We start from the raw sequence: 15,362 nt of genomic DNA on the forward strand, positions 1-15,362 counted from the left end.
AGGGTCGTCGCGCACCGCCTGCATCCTCCCGGCCAATTCGCTAGGTTCCCCGCCCTTCATGCCGCAGCTCGGTCCCTACTCCCTGCCGAACCCCTACATCCTCGCTCCCATGGCGGGCGTGAGCGAGATGCCCTTCCGGGTCATCGCCTTCCGCCTCGGCGCCGCCCTCTGTCCCACGGAGCTGGTCAGCTCCCAGGGGCTGATGCGCGCCAACCAGCGCACGCTGAAGTACCTGCGCTACGACGCCGAGGTGGAGCGGCCCTACTCGCTGCAAATCTACGGCGGCGAGCCGGAGGCCATGGCCCGCGCCGCGGTGGTGGGCCGCGAGGCCGGCGCGCAAATCATCGACATCAACATGGGCTGCCCGGTGAAGAAGGTGACGAAGAACGGCGCCGGCAGCGCCCTGCTGTGCGACCCGCCCCGCGCCGCCCGCATCGTCCGCGAGATTCGCGAGGCCACCGGCCTGCCCGTCACCTGCAAGATTCGCTCGGGCTGGGACGTGAAGAGCCGCAACTACCTCCAGATGGCCGCCGCGCTCCAGGAGGCCGGCTGCGCGGCGCTCGCCATCCACCCTCGCACCCGTGAGCAGGGCTACTCGGGCCAGGCGGACTGGAGCGTCATCGCGGACCTGAAGCGCCACTTCCCGGACATGCCCATCATCGGCAACGGCGACGTGAAGACGCCCGAGGACGCCCGGCGCATGCGGGAGACCACCGGCTGTGACTTCGTGATGATTGGCCGCGCCGCGCTGGGCAACCCGTGGATATTCCGCGAGCTGCTGGGCGGCCCGCCCGCCACGCCCCAGGAGCGATGCGCCCTGGTCCTGGAGCACCTGCGCGCGCACCTGGACTTCGTCGGTGACGCGCTGGGCGCGGTGCGCTCCTTCCGCAAGCAGCTGGCGTGGTACGCCCACGGCCTGTTCGGCGCCGCCGCCTTCCGCGCGGAGGTGAACGCGCTCGACGCGCCCGGGGCCGTGGAGGACTGCGTGCGCCGCTTCTTCGCCGCGGCGGACACCGACGCGGCGGGCACTTCCGAGGAGCAGGACGTGGACTACCGGGCCGCGCTGGGCTGAAGGCGGCGGCCCGCGGGAAAAGAAGAAGGCGCGGCTCCTCTGGAAGAGGGCGCCGCGCCTTCGCGCTTCAGACGGCTACGACCGTGCCGGGATTACAGGCTCGGCTTGTACGTGGAGGCGGCCCACGCCATGCGCGACACCTGGCCCGCGGTGAACTGGTTCATGCAGGCGTCGTCGGTGTAGTCCATGAAGTTGTAGATGGGGTCCGCGCCGGTGCTGGAGCAGGTGTCGCGGCCCGCCGGGCAGCCGTAGGCGGCGGAGGCCTCGGCCGGGGTGTCATCCACGGAGTCGCCCGGGTTGTTACAACCGCCCTGGAACGTGTGGTACAGGCCCAGGTAGTGGCCGACCTCGTGCGTCGCCGTGTCGCCCAGGTTGTACGGGGCCGCGCTGCCGCCGGGCAGCGAGCTGTACAGGAGCACCACGCCGTGCTGCTTGCTGCTCTCGGCGTAGGACCACGGGAAGGTGGCCCAGCCCAGCAGGCCCTGGCCCGGGGCCGCGGTGTAGATGTTCAGCGTGGTGGCCGGGTTGACGCCCAGCGTGGTCTTCGCGTTCGTCTCGTTCCGCGAGCCCGGGGACATCGTGTACCACTTGGAGTTGCTCGTCCGGTCGATGGAGACCGTCGTGAACTGGAAGCCCTTGCCGGCGTAGGCGGCGTTCAGCACGTCCATCTGCGCGGCGATCTGCGCGTCCGTCACGTTGCCGGCGGTGCCGTTGGTGATGACGTGCCAGGCCACGCGGACCGTCTTGTCGGCGGCGGCGCGGGTCTCGAACTTCGAGGCCTCCTCGGGGGTCGGCGCGCGGCGGGCCTCGCTGGGTCCGAAGTCGACCGTGGCGCAGGCACCCACCTTGTTCTCGTTGAAGAACGCCTCGTCGATGACCTCGCCTCCGATGACCTGGAAGTCGGCGGCCTCCGCGGCGGGCTTCGGCTCCTCACTCTGGCAAGCGGTCAACGACAGGGCGGTGGTAACGGCAACGACACTCGACCACATCTTCTTCATGAAGGATGCTCCTGGATGTGAGAGGCCGACCCCGGGAATTCCCAAGAAAACGAGAGCCCCGTTCGGTTGGTCCCGCATCAAGCAGCTAATCGGTTGATGAAGTCAAGGTGGTGGGGGCGGAATTTTTCAGATGCAGTTGTAATTCTGTGGCGCAACTCGCCAAATCCGCCCTGATTTCGGGCGGATAGTGGCCTCGTTTCAGCCAGTTACTCAGGTGCCTGTCCCATTTTTGGACAGCAAGTCAGGGCTTGTCGGGGAGCCCGGAGGAACGAGCTTGCGGCTGATCGCCACGGCGCGGAAGTAGTCGCAGGCGGGCGTGACGCGGCGCTCCAAGGTATCGAAGTCCACGTGGTACAGGCCGAAGCGCGGCCCCCAGCCCTCCAGCCACTCGAAGTTGTCGAGGAGGCTCCAATAGAGGTAGCCGCGCACGTCCACACCGGACGCGCGCGCGGCGAGCACCTGCTGCAGGTGCGTATGGAGGTAGTGGGGCCGGCGCGTGCCGGCGCGGTCGTCGATGCCGTTCTCGGTAATCCAGACGGGCCGCCCGTAGCGCTTCACCTCGCGCAGGGACTGGAGGAAGCCCTCGGGCCAGTCCTCCCAGCCGATGTCGGTGAGGCCGCGGCCCTGGGTGTCGCGGTACTTGAACTCGATGAAGGGCGCGCGCGGCACGAAGCGCAGGTGCGCGCGCGTGTAGTAGTTCACGCCGATGAACTCCACCGAGTCGCGCGCCCCGGGGATGTCCGCGCGCGTGGAGGCCACGCCCGGCATGGTGACGCGCAGCTTCCCGGTGGCCAGCGCTTCATGGAAGGCGTGGTTGTAGGCCTGGGCGCTCAGCCGCACCAGCGCGCGGTCCAGCGGGTGCCACCACCGGTCCGGCGCGAAGGCGAGCGTGTTCTGGGAGATGCCCAGCTCCACGCGGCCCAGGCGCGACAGCAGCTCCTCGCGCGCGGCCGCGTGTGAGCGCACCAGGTTCTCCAGGGCCCGCATGGTGGTGGGGCCGTCGATGATGCCCGGCGGAATGGCGCCCTGCAGGTAGCCGCCCAGGAGCAGCACCATGGGCTCGTTGAAGGAGATGACGAGCGCGTCCAGTCCCTCCAGCAGCGCCGCGCACTCACGCGCGTACCGGCGGAAGGCGTCCACGCTGGCCGGCTGGTGCCAGGGCGTCTCGCGGTGGAACCACGTGGGGTGGGTGAAGTGGTGGAGCGTCACCACGGGCCGCAGGCCCTGGGCCTTCATCTTGAGGAGCCGCTCCCGGTACGCCTCCAGCGCCGCGCCGTCGAACCGGCCGCGCTCGGGCTCGATTCGCGCCCACTCGAGGGAGATGCGGAACGCGGTGGCGCCCACCGCGCGCGCCAGGCGGTAGTCCTCCTCGTAGCGGTTCCAGTGGTCCACCGCGCGGCCGCAGCGCGCCTCCGGCTCCTTCAGCTTGCCGGCGCGCTCCCACTCGGCCCAGTCGTTCTCGATTCCGCCCTCCACCTGATACGCAGATGTAGCAACGCCGAAGGTGAAGTCCGCGGGGAAGGTCTGCTCGTGGGTGCTCATCGTGGCCGCGCAACGTAGACCCCGCCTCCCAACGCGAAAAGCACCGCGTGCCCCGCGCGATCGCGCTGCGGTGATGCGCGAGAGGTCGGCGAGAAATTGGGCGAAACGCGCCGGAGGCCGGAAAATCGGCCTCGCGCGCGACGCCTTCCGACGCCTCCGAATGTCCGCGAGGCACCGTTTCCGGCCTTCGGAAGCGCCCGATGCCGAAAAATCGGCCTCAAAACGCGTTGCACTACATCACCATGCGTTGACACACGCGCATGGCGCCCGTACTCTTCACTTCAAGCACTCACTCCCATCAAGAAGAGTGCAGGGCCCCGCTTGACTGGGGCCACACCACTGAACCGGAGGATTCTGATGGCCGCGAAGAAGAAGACCGCCTCGAAGTCGGCGAAGAAGACGACCACCCGCAAGACGGCGGGCAAGACCGCGAAGAAGGCCGCGGCCAAGAAGGGCGGCGCTCGCAAGACCGCGAAGAAGGCTCCTGCCCGTAAGCGGGCGAGCAAGTCGGCGGCTGCTCCGTCGACCCCGGAGTCCTGAGCAGACAGAAGTCATGAGCGGACGTGAGTTGACGTCCGGTGAACGGCTCGGCGGAAATCCGCCGGGCCGTTTTCATTTTCTGGCGCTGGAGGGCCCGTGTCGCTGCGTCCCGTGGAACTGGAGCAGGTGGTGGAGGAGGTGGGGGCACGCCTCACCGGGGCGGTGGCGCAGAAGGCGTGGTGCCCGCTCCCCCGGCTGGCCTACCTGGAGCTGCGCGTGCCCGGCCGCTCGGTGCTGCTGTGCCTGTGCGCGGAGGGTGATCTGGCCCGCGTGTCGGTGGCGGACGAGCGCTTCCCCACGCCGGGCGAGCCCGCCCCCTTCCAGCGGTGGCTGCGGCACGAGCTCACCGGCTTCAAGCTCCAGGGCGCCCGCTGGCGCGACGCGGAGCGGGTGGTGGAGCTGGACTTCGAGCGCGAGGACGTGCGCCGCCGGCTGGTGCTGGAGCTGGGCGCGCCGGGCGGGCTGTTCCTCCTGAGCGACAGCGGCCGCGTGCTGATGCACTCGGGCGAGGGCTTCGCGCAGCGGCGCAACCTCTACCCGGGCATGGCGTGGACCCCGCCGGAGCCGCAGCCCCAGGACGCGCTCGCCAAGGCGAAGGCCGTCCCGTCGCGCCTCGTCCCCAACGAGGGGGAGGACCTGCCGTATGCCCGGGCCGCGGAGCGGCTGTTGGGCGCGCGCGACAAGGCGAGCCGCGCGGAGACCATCCGCCGGCGGCTGGCACAGCCGTACCGCGCGCGCCTCAAGCGCTCCTCGCGCACGCTGGAGAAGGTGCGCGCGGAGGCCTCGCGGGGGCCGGACGCGGAGAAGCACCGGCGGCTGGGCGAGCTGCTCGCCCAGAACCTCTTCCGCCTCAAGCGGGGCGCCACCGAGGTGATGCTCACCGAGTACACGGAGAGCGGCGCCGAGGAGGTGCGGGTGGCGCTGGACCCGAAGCGCACGCCGAAGGAGGAGGCGGACTGGCACTTCCACCAGTACCGGCGGCTCTTGCGCGGCGTGGAGCAGGCGCGCCACCGCGAGGCGGAGCTGGCGCGCGAGGTGGCGCAGGCGCAGGCGGCGCTCGCGCAGATTGAGGCCATGGACGAGGCGCTGCTCCTGGCGCAGGCCGAGGTGCTCCAGCTGCCCGCGGGCGGGGAGGGCACGCCGGAGGGGCGCCCCTTCAAGGAGTACGTGGGCCACGGCGGCGCGCGCATCTGGGTGGGCCGCGGCTCGGAGGACAACGACACGCTCACCTTCAAGGTGGCGCGGCCGTGGCACCTGTGGCTGCACGCGCGCGGCGTGCCGGGCAGCCATGTGGTGCTCCCGCTCGAGAAGGGCCAGGAGGTGGCGCAGGAGGTGCTGCTGGACGCGGCGCACCTGGCGCTGCACCACTCGGGCGCCAAGGGCGAGCCGCGCGGCGAGGTGAGCTACGTGCCGGTGAAGTTCGTGCGCAAGGTGAAGGGCGGCGCGCACGGGCAGGTGACGTACACCCGGGAGAAGACCTTCGTCGTGCGCATGGAGCCCGAGCGGCTGGAGCGGCTGCTCAAGTCCCGTCACGCCGAGGCGCCCACCTCCTGACCTGTGTGACGTGGATGTCGCCTGGCCCGCTGACGTCCTGCCCTGGAGGCGGAGGCCGACGCCTCTGGCGGACATGCACCCGGAGGCTCGGCGCCCTTGCGCGTGGAGTGGGGTCCGCCGGGAGTTTCCCAGGAGCGGCGCGTCCGGGCGCGGTTGACGGGCTGACTTAAGGGGAGGCAGGCAGGGGCCGCCGGCCTTGAGTCCCCCGGGGTGGCGGATACGATGGCGGCCGAGTGACCCCCGAGCAACTCCGTCAGATGTCCTTCTTCCCTCGCGGCATGTCCGCGGCCAATCGCGCCGCGGAGCCCGCCGAGCCGCAGGCGCGGGATGTAACGCCCACGCCCTCGCAGCCCCGTCCCCTGCCACCGCGCAACCGGGTGGCCGAGGAGGCGCCGCGCATGCTCACCCTCAACCCGACGCGCGAGGAGATGTGGACGCGCGCCGAGTCGTTGGCCTGGCGGCTGAGCGCGGACCTGGGCCTGCCCGTGCGGCTGTCGGTGACGGACAACCGCTCCACCATGGTGTCCTTCCGCCGGGGCGCCAGCGTGCTGCAGCTGCGGCTGCACCACATGTTCCTGGACGCGCCCGAGCCCGTGGTGCGCGCGGTGGCGGACTACGCCGGCCGCGGCCACCGCACCGCGGGCGCCATCCTGGACGAGTACATCCGCGGCCAGCAGCCGCGCATCCGCCAGGTGCGTCGTGAAACGGACGCGGACCTCAACCCGCGGGGACGCTGTTTCGACCTCCAGGCGCTTTACGACGCCGTCAACGTCGCCCATTTTCAGGGCCTCATCCAGGCCCGCATCGGCTGGGGTCGTATGCCCCCGCGCCGGCGCCGCAAGTCCATCCGCCTGGGCGTCTACGACCACCAGACGCGCGAGATTCGCATCCACCCGGCGCTCGACAGGCCGGAGGTGCCCGCCTTCTTCGTGGAGTTCATCGTCTTCCACGAGATGCTCCACCAGCTCTTCCCCAGCAACGCGCGGGGCGGCCGCCGCGTCCACCACCCGCGTGCCTTCCGCGAGCGCGAGCGGACGTACCCGCACTACGCCGCCGCGCTGCGTTGGGAACGAGAGAATCTGGGAGTGCTGTTGCGCGGTTGATGGCTCATTCGCTCGCTCACTCATTTACCGTTTTACCGAGCGAAACCACCCGTGGACCGTGCTTGACGCGTCCATGAGGTACACCCATCCTCCCGAGCCCTATGCGAAGAGCGAAGATTGTCTGCACCCTCGGTCCCGCCAGCCAGAGCCAGGAGATGCTCGAAGCGCTCCTGGAGAACGGCATGGACGTCGCCCGCCTGAACTTCTCCCACGGCAGCCACGAGCAGCACGCGGAGAACATCGCCAAGCTGCGCGCCGCGTCGCTGAAGGTCCGCAAGGCGGTGGGCATCCTCGGAGACCTGCAGGGCCCGAAGATTCGCACCGGCCGCTTCGTCAAGGGCAGCACGGAGCTGAAGGAGGGCGGCACCTTCCACATCACCACCGATGAGACGGTGCCGGGCACGGACGACATCGTGTCCACCACGTACCCCTTCCTCGCGGCGGACGTGAATCCGGGAGACCGCATCCTGCTGGATGACGGCCTGCTGGAGCTGAAGGTCCTGGAGACGGACAAGCAGAAGCTCATCAAGACGCAGGTCATCCACGGCGGCACGCTGAAGAACAACAAGGGCATCAACCTGCCCGGCGTGGCGGTGCGCGCGGAGGCGCTGACGCCCAAGGACCGCGAGGACCTCGTCTTCGGCCTCAAGGCGGGCGTGGACTTCATCGCGCTGTCCTTCGTGCGCCAGCCGTCGGACCTGGACACCGCGCGCCAGGCCATGGCCGAGGTGGGCCGCTCGGTGCCCATCATCTCCAAGCTGGAGAAGCCCGAGGCCATCGCCCGGCTGGACGCCATCCTCGACAAGACGGACGGCGTCATGGTGGCCCGCGGCGACCTCGGCGTGGAGATTCCTCCCGAGGAGGTGCCGGCCGTCCAGAAGGACATCATCCGGCGCTCCAACCTGCGCGGCCTGCCCGTCATCGTGGCCACGCAGATGCTGAACTCGATGATTGACAACCCGCGCCCCACGCGCGCCGAGGCGAGCGACGTGGCCAACGCCGTGTTCGACGGCGCGGACGCGGTGATGCTCTCGGGCGAGACGGCGAGCGGCAAGTTCCCCATCGAGTCCGTGCAGATGATGGAGCGCATCATCCTCGCGGCCGAGTCCTCGGCGCGGGTCGGCAACCTGTCGCGCTTCATCGAGGCGCCGCTGGGGCTCCCGCAGCACTTCCCGGACGTGATTGCGCGCGTGGCCTGCGAGGCCGCCAAGGCGAGCGGCGCCACGCTGATTGCCGCCTTCACCCTGTCCGGCGTGACGGCGCGCCTCTTGGCGCACTACCGGCCGCCGGTGCCGATTGTGGCCTTCAGCCCGAACCAGGAAGTGCGCCGCCGGCTGGCGCTGCTGTGGGGCGTGGTGCCGCGCGTGCTCGAGCCCATCCAGGACACCGAGGCGATGGTGAAGCGCGTGGAGGAGGAACTCCTGGCGCGCGGGCTGGGCCGCAAGGGCGACCGCATCGTCATCGTCTTCGGCGCGCCGGTGGGGCAGCCGGGGAAGATCAACAGCCTCCGCCTGCACACCATCGGCTGAGAAGCGCCTCGGGGCTCCGGGCCGCCCGGCTCGGAGCCTTCCGCCGCGCGTCTACTTCTTGTCGTGAAGGGCGCGGCGGGGAATCTCCGCCTCGACGAAGACGGTGAACAGCTCCTTGTCGAGCTGGCCGGAGTCCGCCTCGCGCTTGAGGATGTCGAGCGCGAGCGTGTGGGGCACGGCCTTTTTGTAGGGCCGGTCGCTGGCGGTGAGCGCGTCGTAGATGTCGGAGATGGACATCATCCGGGACTGGACGGGGATGGCCTTCTCGGCGCGCGGGTAGCCGGTGCCGTCGAGCTTCTCGTGGTGGGCGTAGGCGATTTCCGGCACGCGGCGCAGGGTGCGCGTCCACGGAATCTGGGTGAGGAAGCGGTAGGTGTGCTCGACGTGGCTCTCGATTTCGCGGCGCTCCTCCGGAGAGAGGGTGCCGCGGGTGATGGAGAGCGACTGGATTTCGCGGGGCAGCAGCAGCGGCTGCGCCTGCCCGTCCGCGTCCGAGTACTGGAGCCGGCCCAGCTCGTGGAGCCGCTCGAAGCCGCCCTGGGCGAGCACGGTGGGGCGGTTGCAGGTGAGGATGAAGTCGAGCACCTCGTTGAGCTGCTTCAGCTCCGTGCCGAGCCGCTCCTCCTCCTCACCCTCGATTTCCGCCAGGTGCTTGTCGCCGCGAACCTTCACGGCCTCCAGGCGGCGCCGGTAGCTCTGGAGCTGCAAATCCTTCCGGGCGAGATGGAAGCGGGCACGCAGGGCCTCCAGCTCGTGGGGGTAGAGCTTCTCCGCCTTGACGAGCACGGGCTCGCGCACGCCCACCTTGCCGAAGTCGTGCAGCAGTGACGCGTAGCGCAGCTCCTGCAGCTCCACGGGGGAGAAGCGCGTGTGGGCGTAGGGGCCGGTCGTCAGGTGCTCCAGGGCCTGGGCCAGGGTGACGGTGAGGTCGGCCACGCGGCCGGAGTGACCGGCGGTGGTCGGGTCTCGGGCTTCGATGGCGACGACGGAGGCGGAGACGAAGCCCTCGAAGAGGCGGTTGATTTCCTCGTGGAGGAGGGCGTTTTCAATCGCGCCAGCGGCCTGGGCGCCCAGGGCGAGCAGCAGCTCCTCGTCCTCGGCGTTGAAGCTGCCGCCGTCGAGCTTGTTGAGGGCCTGGATGACGCCCGTCACCTCGCCGTTGGCGTCGCGCATGGGGACGCAGAGGATGGTCTTCGTCTGGTAGCCGCTCGAGACGTCGAACGAGCGGTTGAAGCGCGGGTCGGAGTAGGCGTCGGGGATGTTGATGACGGCGCCCGTCTGGGCGACCTGGCCGGAGATGCCGCTGCCCACGGGGAGGCGGATTTCGCTCTTGGAGCCCTGGGCGACCTTGCTCCACAGCTCGTTGCGCTCTCGGTCCAGGATGAAGAGCGAGCAGCGGTCGGCCTCGACGACCTTGGTGGCCTCGAAGAGGATGAGGGGCAGGAGCAGGTCGAGGTCGCGCTCGGCGCTCATGGCCTTGGCGACGTCCAGGATGGACGTGAGCTTCGCGAGGCGACGGCTCAGGTCGGGAGTGGGGGACGAGGCGGGCTGGGAAAGCACCGGGGCGGCTCCGGGTGAAGCGGCCAGCGGCCGCGAGGGCTTCAGGGTTGTAGCACGGCCGGCCGGGCGACTGCCCGGGGGCCCCACCTGCTTGGTTACCTGCTGTCTGCTGGACGCCCCCGGGTACGTTCCGCGCCACCGCGGCCGGGGAAGCGGGTATGAAGCGCCCGCATGACCCGACGCCCCATCCGCATCTCTCCCTCGCTGCTGTCCTGTGACTTTGGCCGCATCGCCGAGGAGGTCCGCGCCGTGGAGGCTGCGGGAGCCGACCTCATTCACGTGGATGTCATGGATGGCAGGTTCGTCCCGAACATCACGATTGGTCCGGTGATAGTGGAAGCCATCAAGCGGGTGGCGACGAAGCCGCTGGACGTGCACCTGATGATTGAGGAGCCGGAGCGCTACGTGCCGGCGTTCGCGAAGGCGGGGGCGGACCTGCTGACGGTGCACGTGGAGGCGACCACGCACCTGCACCGGACGCTGCAGCAGATTCGCGGCGCGGGGGCGAGCCCGTCGGTGGTGCTCAACCCGAGCACGCCGCTGTCGGCGATTGAAGAGGTGCTGGGCGACGTGGAGATGGTGCTGCTGATGAGCGTGAATCCGGGGTTCGGCGGGCAGAGCTTCATCGAGTCCACGGTGGACAAGGTGCGCCGGCTGCGGGCGATGCTGGACGCGCGCGGGCTGGACGTGGACATCGAGGTGGACGGCGGCATCAACGCCACCACGGCGAAGCGGGTGGTGGAGGCGGGGGCGACGGTGCTGGTGGCGGGCAGCTACGTCTTCGGCGCGAAGGACTACGCCGAGGCCATCCGCTCGTTGCGGCCGTGAGGGGTGGGGCGGCGGGGACTGCCGCCCCTGGGTGACTCAGGCGCGGGCGCGGGCCACGGCGGTGGCGAGGCGGGCGACGCGGGTCATGAAGGTGGGGTCGAAGGGCTTCACCTCGTAGTCGTCGGCGCCGAGCTCGAAGCAGACGTGGCGGGTGAACTGGTCCTCGACGCCGCTGAGGATGATGACCTTGCAGTCGCGGGTGGTGGGGTCCTGCTTGAGCTGGGCGAGGAGGTCGCGCCCGTCCTGGTGCTGATTGATGTCCAGGATGATGACGGCGGGCCGATGCTGCCGGGCCAGCTCCAGGACGCGCTCCGAGGTGGTGTCCGAGATGCAGGTGAGCCCGGACCGCTTCGCCTCGCGAGCGAGGGCGGAGACTACGAGGGGCTCGTCATCGGAGATGAGAACGACGGGGGGCGTCATGGAGTCGTGCTGCTGCAATGCAGTGTGACCTTTTCAACAGAGCAAGAGTTGTTCCTGACCGGAAGTACCGGAATGTCGGGGAGTTGGGAAGAGAAGAAGCGGGTCATTCCCGCCGAACGGGTAAGCCCGTACCCCGTGCGAGGGGGCAGGAGGGGGCGGAAGAAAAGGTGATCCGAAGACGTTGACTCAGCCGGGCGGCTCGGGTACTACCGCCGCACTTCGCCGGTCCCGAGAAGACCCACCGGCGGACAGACATATCGGGGAGTGGCTCAGCCTGGTAGAGCACTTGGTTCGGGACCAAGGGGTCGCAGGTTCAAATCCTGTCTCCCCGACCACGTCATGAAGCGGGCTGGAGATCGCAAGGTCTCCAGCCCGTTTTCATTTCGGGCGTCCTGCGGCGCTCCCTTGAGCATCCGAGTGGCCGCTGACTTGGCCGCCGCTTCTCGATCGCATAGCCGGCCGCGTCGTACCGCCAGACGGGCAGGCCCTGATCGAGCCGGAACTCCTTGAGCGCGGCGAGCCCGTGGACGTCGCGCATTCCGGGTGCCTGCTCGCTTCCGCCAATCATCCCCGCCGGCCATCGGGGAGGGTGATGCGCTCGGTGAGCTGGCTGAGCATCACCACCCGGCCAAGCGGCGCGGGGAGCGCGGCGACGAGGAAGGCATGGAACCTGTGGGTGGGAACGCCAGCCACCGTCCCGCACGCGTAGCCGCCCAGCCCATCCCCCCGCACGGGAGCGGGAGCGACCTGACGCTGGGACGCCAGGCCGAGTCCCGGCACGCGGTGGGCACGGTGCCGCCACCGAGCGGCGCGGGCAGCGGACCTCGCGCCCCGGGGAGGGAGCGGGCCCACGAGGGCAGTCACCGCTTCAGGGATACCAGCGCGCTCCGCCGCCGTACCAGCCCCAGGTCGCGGTGGGCCCCACCACGCCCACCGGGCCCCAGGGCGAGGCCGCGGTGACGCCGAGCCCCACGCCGACGGTGGCGTTCTCACAACTGGAGGTCAGCAGGGCGGCGGCGAGCAGCCCCAGCAATGACAGACAACGGCGGGTTTTGCGCGGGAGCATCGGGCGTTCTCCTGGGGGTACGGGTCAGGGCGAGGCCTCGGCGGCCTCCTCCGTCTTGAATGGGTAGCGCTGGAGGGCGAGCACGGCCCCGGTCGGGTCGGCGATGAGCGCGAGCGAGCCGCCCCGGACATCGGGCCGGGGCGCCATCACCACCCGGCCCCCGAGCGACTCCACCCGCGCGGCGAGCGCCGCCGGGTCCTCCACGCGCACATAGGTGAGCCAGTTGGGGCGCACGACCTCCAGCGGCTTGCGGAGGATGCCCGCGCGGGGCTGCTGGCCCTGCTTGAGCAGGTAGTAGGTGCCGCCGCTCTCGTCTCGTGCCTCGACCTCGTAGCCGAGCAGGTCCTTGTAGAAGGTGGCCGCCGCGACGGGGTCCTCGGCCAGGTGCTCCGTCCAGAGGAACTGGCCCGGCTCCGGCAGGCCCGTGTCGGCGGGGTCTCCGGGCTGCGAGCGCACGAAGCCCACGGGGGCACCCTGCGGGTCGGTGATTACCGCGGCCCGGCCGATCTTCTCGACATCCTCTGGTCCCACCAGGGCCTTGCCGCCGCCGGCGCCGGCCTGCTCCACCGCGCGGTCCACGTCCGGCACGGAGAGGTAGCCGAGCCACTGGGAGTGACCCTTGCCCACGCCAATGGGCTGGACGATGCCGCCCATCCAGCGGCCCCGCGCCTTGATGAGCGAGTAGGGGCGCTTGCTTCCCTTGACGTCCTGGAACTCCCAGCCGAGCAGCTCGCCGTAGAAGCGCTTCACGGCGGCGGGGTCTTCCGTGACGAGGTCATGCCAGACGAACTTCCCGTAGAGCGGCACCGGGGAGATCGGGATGCCCGCCTTGCTCGCGCCGCTCGGGGTGCTGGCGCAGCCGGCCATGGCGGAGAAGAGCCCTCCCAGCGCACACAGACCCGCCGCCAGCAGGAGTCCACCGTGAAGCCGGGCGCGCGAGCGCGCGGCAGCGCGGGCCATGTCAGGCGATTCCATCGTTGCTCCTTTGGCGCGGCCCCGGGTCACGCGGGGCGGGCAGCCGGGCGCATCCATATGGAGCGCGAGCGCACGCGGGGCAAGTGACGCACCACCGTCTTGCGACCCGGGTACGGCCCTTCCCGCCAGCGGCCGACAGCGCACGGCCCCCGGGGGCAGAACGCCCTCCCCACCCGCTCCAACCCAGGCGAGGGGCTGGCGTGCGGGGCGGCGTTGCCCGGAGCGAGGGCCGCCCACCAGCTTGTTCGTTGCAGGACTCACGACCGGGGAGGCCCACCATGTTCCCATCCAGACTGCCGCTCACGCTCGCCGCCCTCGCGGCGCTGGCGTCCGTGGCCGGCTGCTCGAAGAGCGCGACGACGTCACAGGGAGAAGGGCAGTCCACGGCCCAGCAGGAGCAGGCCCCGCCGGAACGGACGGGCGAGATGCCTCCACCCCGGGCCGAAATCGAGCGGGACTGCCCGATGACGGTTCCCGGCGCCCAGGCGCGGGCGGAGGACACGCGCGAGGGCGTGGCCATCGCCTTCACCACCTCCGAGCAGGACCAGGTGGTGGAACTCCGCCAGCGGGCCCGCAACATGATGCAGCGGCAGGCGGAGCACGGCGTCTCGGGGCGCCGCGGCCTGGAGCAGCCTCCCGGCGTCGACTACAGCGGGATTGGCGGAGGCGGGCTCCCGGGCTCGGCGGGCGCTCCGAGCGTGCAGTCCTATACCCGCGTGGATGACACGCCCGACGGCGTCACCATCTCCTACAAGGCCGTGAAAGACTCGGAGCGGGAGCGGCTGCGCACGGAGGTTCACCAGACCGCCGGGATGATGCAGCCGGGCGTGTGCCCGGGCATGGCCGCCCCCGGGGAGTGAGGCGGTGGAGTTGCCCCCGTCAAATCGGACAGCTCAAGGTTGAGAGTGAGCAGTACGGAACTCGCGGGGTGACTTCATCTTGAGCCCGCGGTGCGGATGGCAGCGGTTGTAGTCGTCGAACCAGGCGGGCAGCTGGGCGAGGACGTGGGCGGCCGAGGGCAGCTCGTTGACGTACCGCTTGAAGGTCTTCACGAAGGCCTCGGCCATGCCGTTGCTCTGGGGCGAGTAGGCCGGCGTGGTGCACAGCCGCAGGCCGAGGCTGCTGCCGAAGTCGCGGGTGTCCTTGGCGGTGGAGACCGGGCCGTTGTCTGACAGCCATTCCACCGGATGGGGCAGCTTGGCGGTGCCCGGGCAAAAGCGGGCCTCAAGCGTCTCGACCATCAGGTCCTGGAGGGTGAGCGAGGTGGGAGGCTGAGCGGCGGCCTGGAAGGCAATGGCTTCGCGGTCGCAGCAGTCGAGGCTGAAGGCGACGTGGACGCGCTCGCCGTTCCAGCAGCGCACCTCGAAGCCGTCGGAGCACCAGCGCAGGTTGGACTTGAGCGTCACCACTTGGCCCTCGTGGGTGCGCGTCGGCTTGCCGGTATGGCGCTGCAGCAGCAGCCGGCCCTGGCGCATGAGGCGGTAGGCTCGCTTGTGGTTCACCCCGGGCCTGCCCTCGGCCCGGCGCTGGCGGTTGAGGACGACGCAGGCCCTGCGGTAGCCGGAGGTGGCCTGCTGCCCGACAACAGCCTTGAGCTCCTCGAGGACCTCGATGTCGGCCTGGGCGTCTGGGCGGCGGGGCTGGTGAGGGGACAGGGGCCGGTGCAGCGTGGAACGGGCCACGGCGAGGGCCCGGGCCACCGCGCTCACAGAATGCCTCCCAGCTTCGACAAGGCCGCGAGCGACAGCAGTTTATTTTCGCGCGCCAGTTCCACCGCGTCCCGGAGGATTTCGGCTTCCTGCGTCTTCTTGCCCAACAGCCGCTGCAGCTCGCGCACCTGGGCCTTGAGCTCCAGCACCTCGGACTCGGGCACCACCGCCTCACCGGCCTGCAGCCCCGACACGCCGCCCGACTCCTTCAACTGCCGCCACCGGAACCACAGGCTGGAGCTGATGCCGTACTTGCGGGCCACCAGGGACACGCTGCTGCCCGGCGCCTCGCACTCGGCCACCAGGCGCAGCTTCTCCTCCGCCGAGTACCGGCGGCGACGCTTGCTCCCCGCAGTCCCCTCTGGGGCTCCCTCTTGGGTCTTCTTCTCCATCGTCAGACTCGCGTTCTAGCCGAACGAGCCTGTCCGACTCTTCAGGGGCTACACCAGTGGGCGGTGAGCCTCCT

General features: G+C 70.3%; 15 protein-coding genes and 1 tRNA gene. 8 read left to right on the plus strand and 8 right to left on the minus strand.

Translation table 11 applies throughout. The annotated features are described in order from the left end of the window. Positions 1 to 58: 58 nt before the first annotated feature. Complete coding sequence (gene dusB / locus HG543_RS13985; protein ID WP_169345238.1) at positions 59 to 1,072, plus strand: tRNA dihydrouridine synthase DusB; 1,014 nt, start codon at positions 59 to 61, stop codon at positions 1,070 to 1,072. Positions 1,073 to 1,164: 92 nt separating this feature from the next. Here the strand turns inward: dusB and HG543_RS13990 are convergent, their stop codons facing one another. Together HG543_RS13990 and HG543_RS13995 are read right to left on the minus strand one after the other, a co-directional pair. Next, positions 1,165 to 2,070 carry a zinc metalloprotease gene (locus HG543_RS13990; protein ID WP_246357006.1) on the minus strand — a complete coding sequence of 302 codons (906 nt, stop codon included), beginning with the start codon at positions 2,068 to 2,070 and terminating at the stop codon, positions 1,165 to 1,167. A gap of 210 nt (positions 2,071 to 2,280) precedes the next feature. Next, on the minus strand, positions 2,281 to 3,612 hold the full coding sequence (locus tag HG543_RS13995; protein ID WP_169345239.1) for a glycoside hydrolase family 1 protein: 1,332 nt from the start codon (positions 3,610 to 3,612) through the stop codon (positions 2,281 to 2,283). A gap of 357 nt (positions 3,613 to 3,969) precedes the next feature. On the opposite strand from HG543_RS13995, the gene HG543_RS14000 reads away from it, so the two are divergent. The 4 genes from HG543_RS14000 to pyk all read left to right on the plus strand — a co-directional run bounded on the left by HG543_RS14000 (position 3,970) and on the right by pyk (position 8,338). Next, positions 3,970 to 4,152 carry an excinuclease ABC subunit A gene (locus HG543_RS14000; RefSeq protein WP_169345240.1) on the plus strand — a complete coding sequence of 61 codons (183 nt, stop codon included), beginning with the start codon at positions 3,970 to 3,972 and terminating at the stop codon, positions 4,150 to 4,152. Between the two features lie 96 nt (positions 4,153 to 4,248). Further along, positions 4,249 to 5,706 (plus strand): NFACT RNA binding domain-containing protein, encoded by a 1,458-nt coding sequence (locus tag HG543_RS14005; RefSeq protein WP_169345241.1) that lies wholly within the window; start codon positions 4,249 to 4,251, stop codon positions 5,704 to 5,706. A 257-nt stretch (positions 5,707 to 5,963) separates the two neighbouring features. Beyond that, a complete protein-coding gene (locus tag HG543_RS14010) occupies positions 5,964 to 6,809 on the plus strand; it encodes a hypothetical protein (protein ID WP_169345263.1) in 846 nt (281 codons plus the stop codon). A gap of 101 nt (positions 6,810 to 6,910) precedes the next feature. After that, entirely contained in the window at positions 6,911 to 8,338 is a 1,428-nt protein-coding gene (gene pyk / locus HG543_RS14015) for a pyruvate kinase (protein ID WP_169345242.1), read from the plus strand. Between the two features lie 51 nt (positions 8,339 to 8,389). Here pyk and HG543_RS14020 read toward each other — a convergent pair whose 3' ends face one another. Then, the gene (locus HG543_RS14020) at positions 8,390 to 9,898 is read right to left on the minus strand and encodes an HD domain-containing phosphohydrolase (RefSeq protein WP_169345243.1); all 1,509 of its coding nucleotides are present in this window, start codon (positions 9,896 to 9,898) and stop codon (positions 8,390 to 8,392) included. Between the two features lie 171 nt (positions 9,899 to 10,069). On the opposite strand from HG543_RS14020, the gene rpe reads away from it, so the two are divergent. Then, a complete protein-coding gene (gene rpe, locus HG543_RS14025) occupies positions 10,070 to 10,726 on the plus strand; it encodes a ribulose-phosphate 3-epimerase (RefSeq protein WP_169345244.1) in 657 nt (218 codons plus the stop codon). A 36-nt stretch (positions 10,727 to 10,762) separates the two neighbouring features. Here the strand turns inward: rpe and HG543_RS14030 are convergent, their stop codons facing one another. Further along, a complete protein-coding gene (locus HG543_RS14030) occupies positions 10,763 to 11,146 on the minus strand; it encodes a response regulator (RefSeq protein WP_169345245.1) in 384 nt (127 codons plus the stop codon). Between the two features lie 258 nt (positions 11,147 to 11,404). Between HG543_RS14030 and HG543_RS14035 the strand changes: the two genes are divergently transcribed. Then, positions 11,405 to 11,481: transfer RNA gene (locus tag HG543_RS14035), tRNA-Pro, on the plus strand. A 229-nt stretch (positions 11,482 to 11,710) separates the two neighbouring features. Here the strand turns inward: HG543_RS14035 and HG543_RS14040 are convergent. The 3 genes from HG543_RS14040 to HG543_RS14050 form a co-directional block, all read right to left on the minus strand. Next, positions 11,711 to 11,926 (minus strand): glycogen debranching enzyme N-terminal domain-containing protein, encoded by a 216-nt coding sequence (locus HG543_RS14040; RefSeq protein ID WP_169345246.1) that lies wholly within the window; start codon positions 11,924 to 11,926, stop codon positions 11,711 to 11,713. Positions 11,927 to 12,014: 88 nt separating this feature from the next. Beyond that, positions 12,015 to 12,212 carry a hypothetical protein gene (locus HG543_RS14045; RefSeq protein WP_169345247.1) on the minus strand — a complete coding sequence of 66 codons (198 nt, stop codon included), beginning with the start codon at positions 12,210 to 12,212 and terminating at the stop codon, positions 12,015 to 12,017. Positions 12,213 to 12,236: 24 nt separating this feature from the next. Further along, on the minus strand, positions 12,237 to 13,172 hold the full coding sequence (locus HG543_RS14050; RefSeq protein ID WP_169345248.1) for a VOC family protein: 936 nt from the start codon (positions 13,170 to 13,172) through the stop codon (positions 12,237 to 12,239). 293 nt (positions 13,173 to 13,465) lie between these two features. On the opposite strand from HG543_RS14050, the gene HG543_RS14055 reads away from it, so the two are divergent. Continuing rightward, positions 13,466 to 14,047, plus strand: a complete 582-nt coding sequence (locus tag HG543_RS14055) for a hypothetical protein (RefSeq protein WP_246357007.1) — start codon at positions 13,466 to 13,468, stop codon at positions 14,045 to 14,047. 33 nt (positions 14,048 to 14,080) lie between these two features. On the opposite strand, the gene HG543_RS14060 is transcribed toward HG543_RS14055, so the two are convergent. Continuing rightward, positions 14,081 to 15,288 (minus strand): IS3 family transposase gene (locus HG543_RS14060; RefSeq protein ID WP_169345249.1). Its coding sequence is split into 2 segments (ribosomal slippage): positions 14,081 to 14,934 and positions 14,934 to 15,288, totalling 1,209 coding nucleotides; the frame shifts between segments, so codons are not numbered across the junction. Positions 15,289 to 15,362 lie beyond the last annotated feature (74 nt).

The organism is Pyxidicoccus fallax (assembly GCF_012933655.1).
GTDB classification, from domain to species: Bacteria; Myxococcota; Myxococcia; order Myxococcales; family Myxococcaceae; genus Myxococcus; species Myxococcus fallax.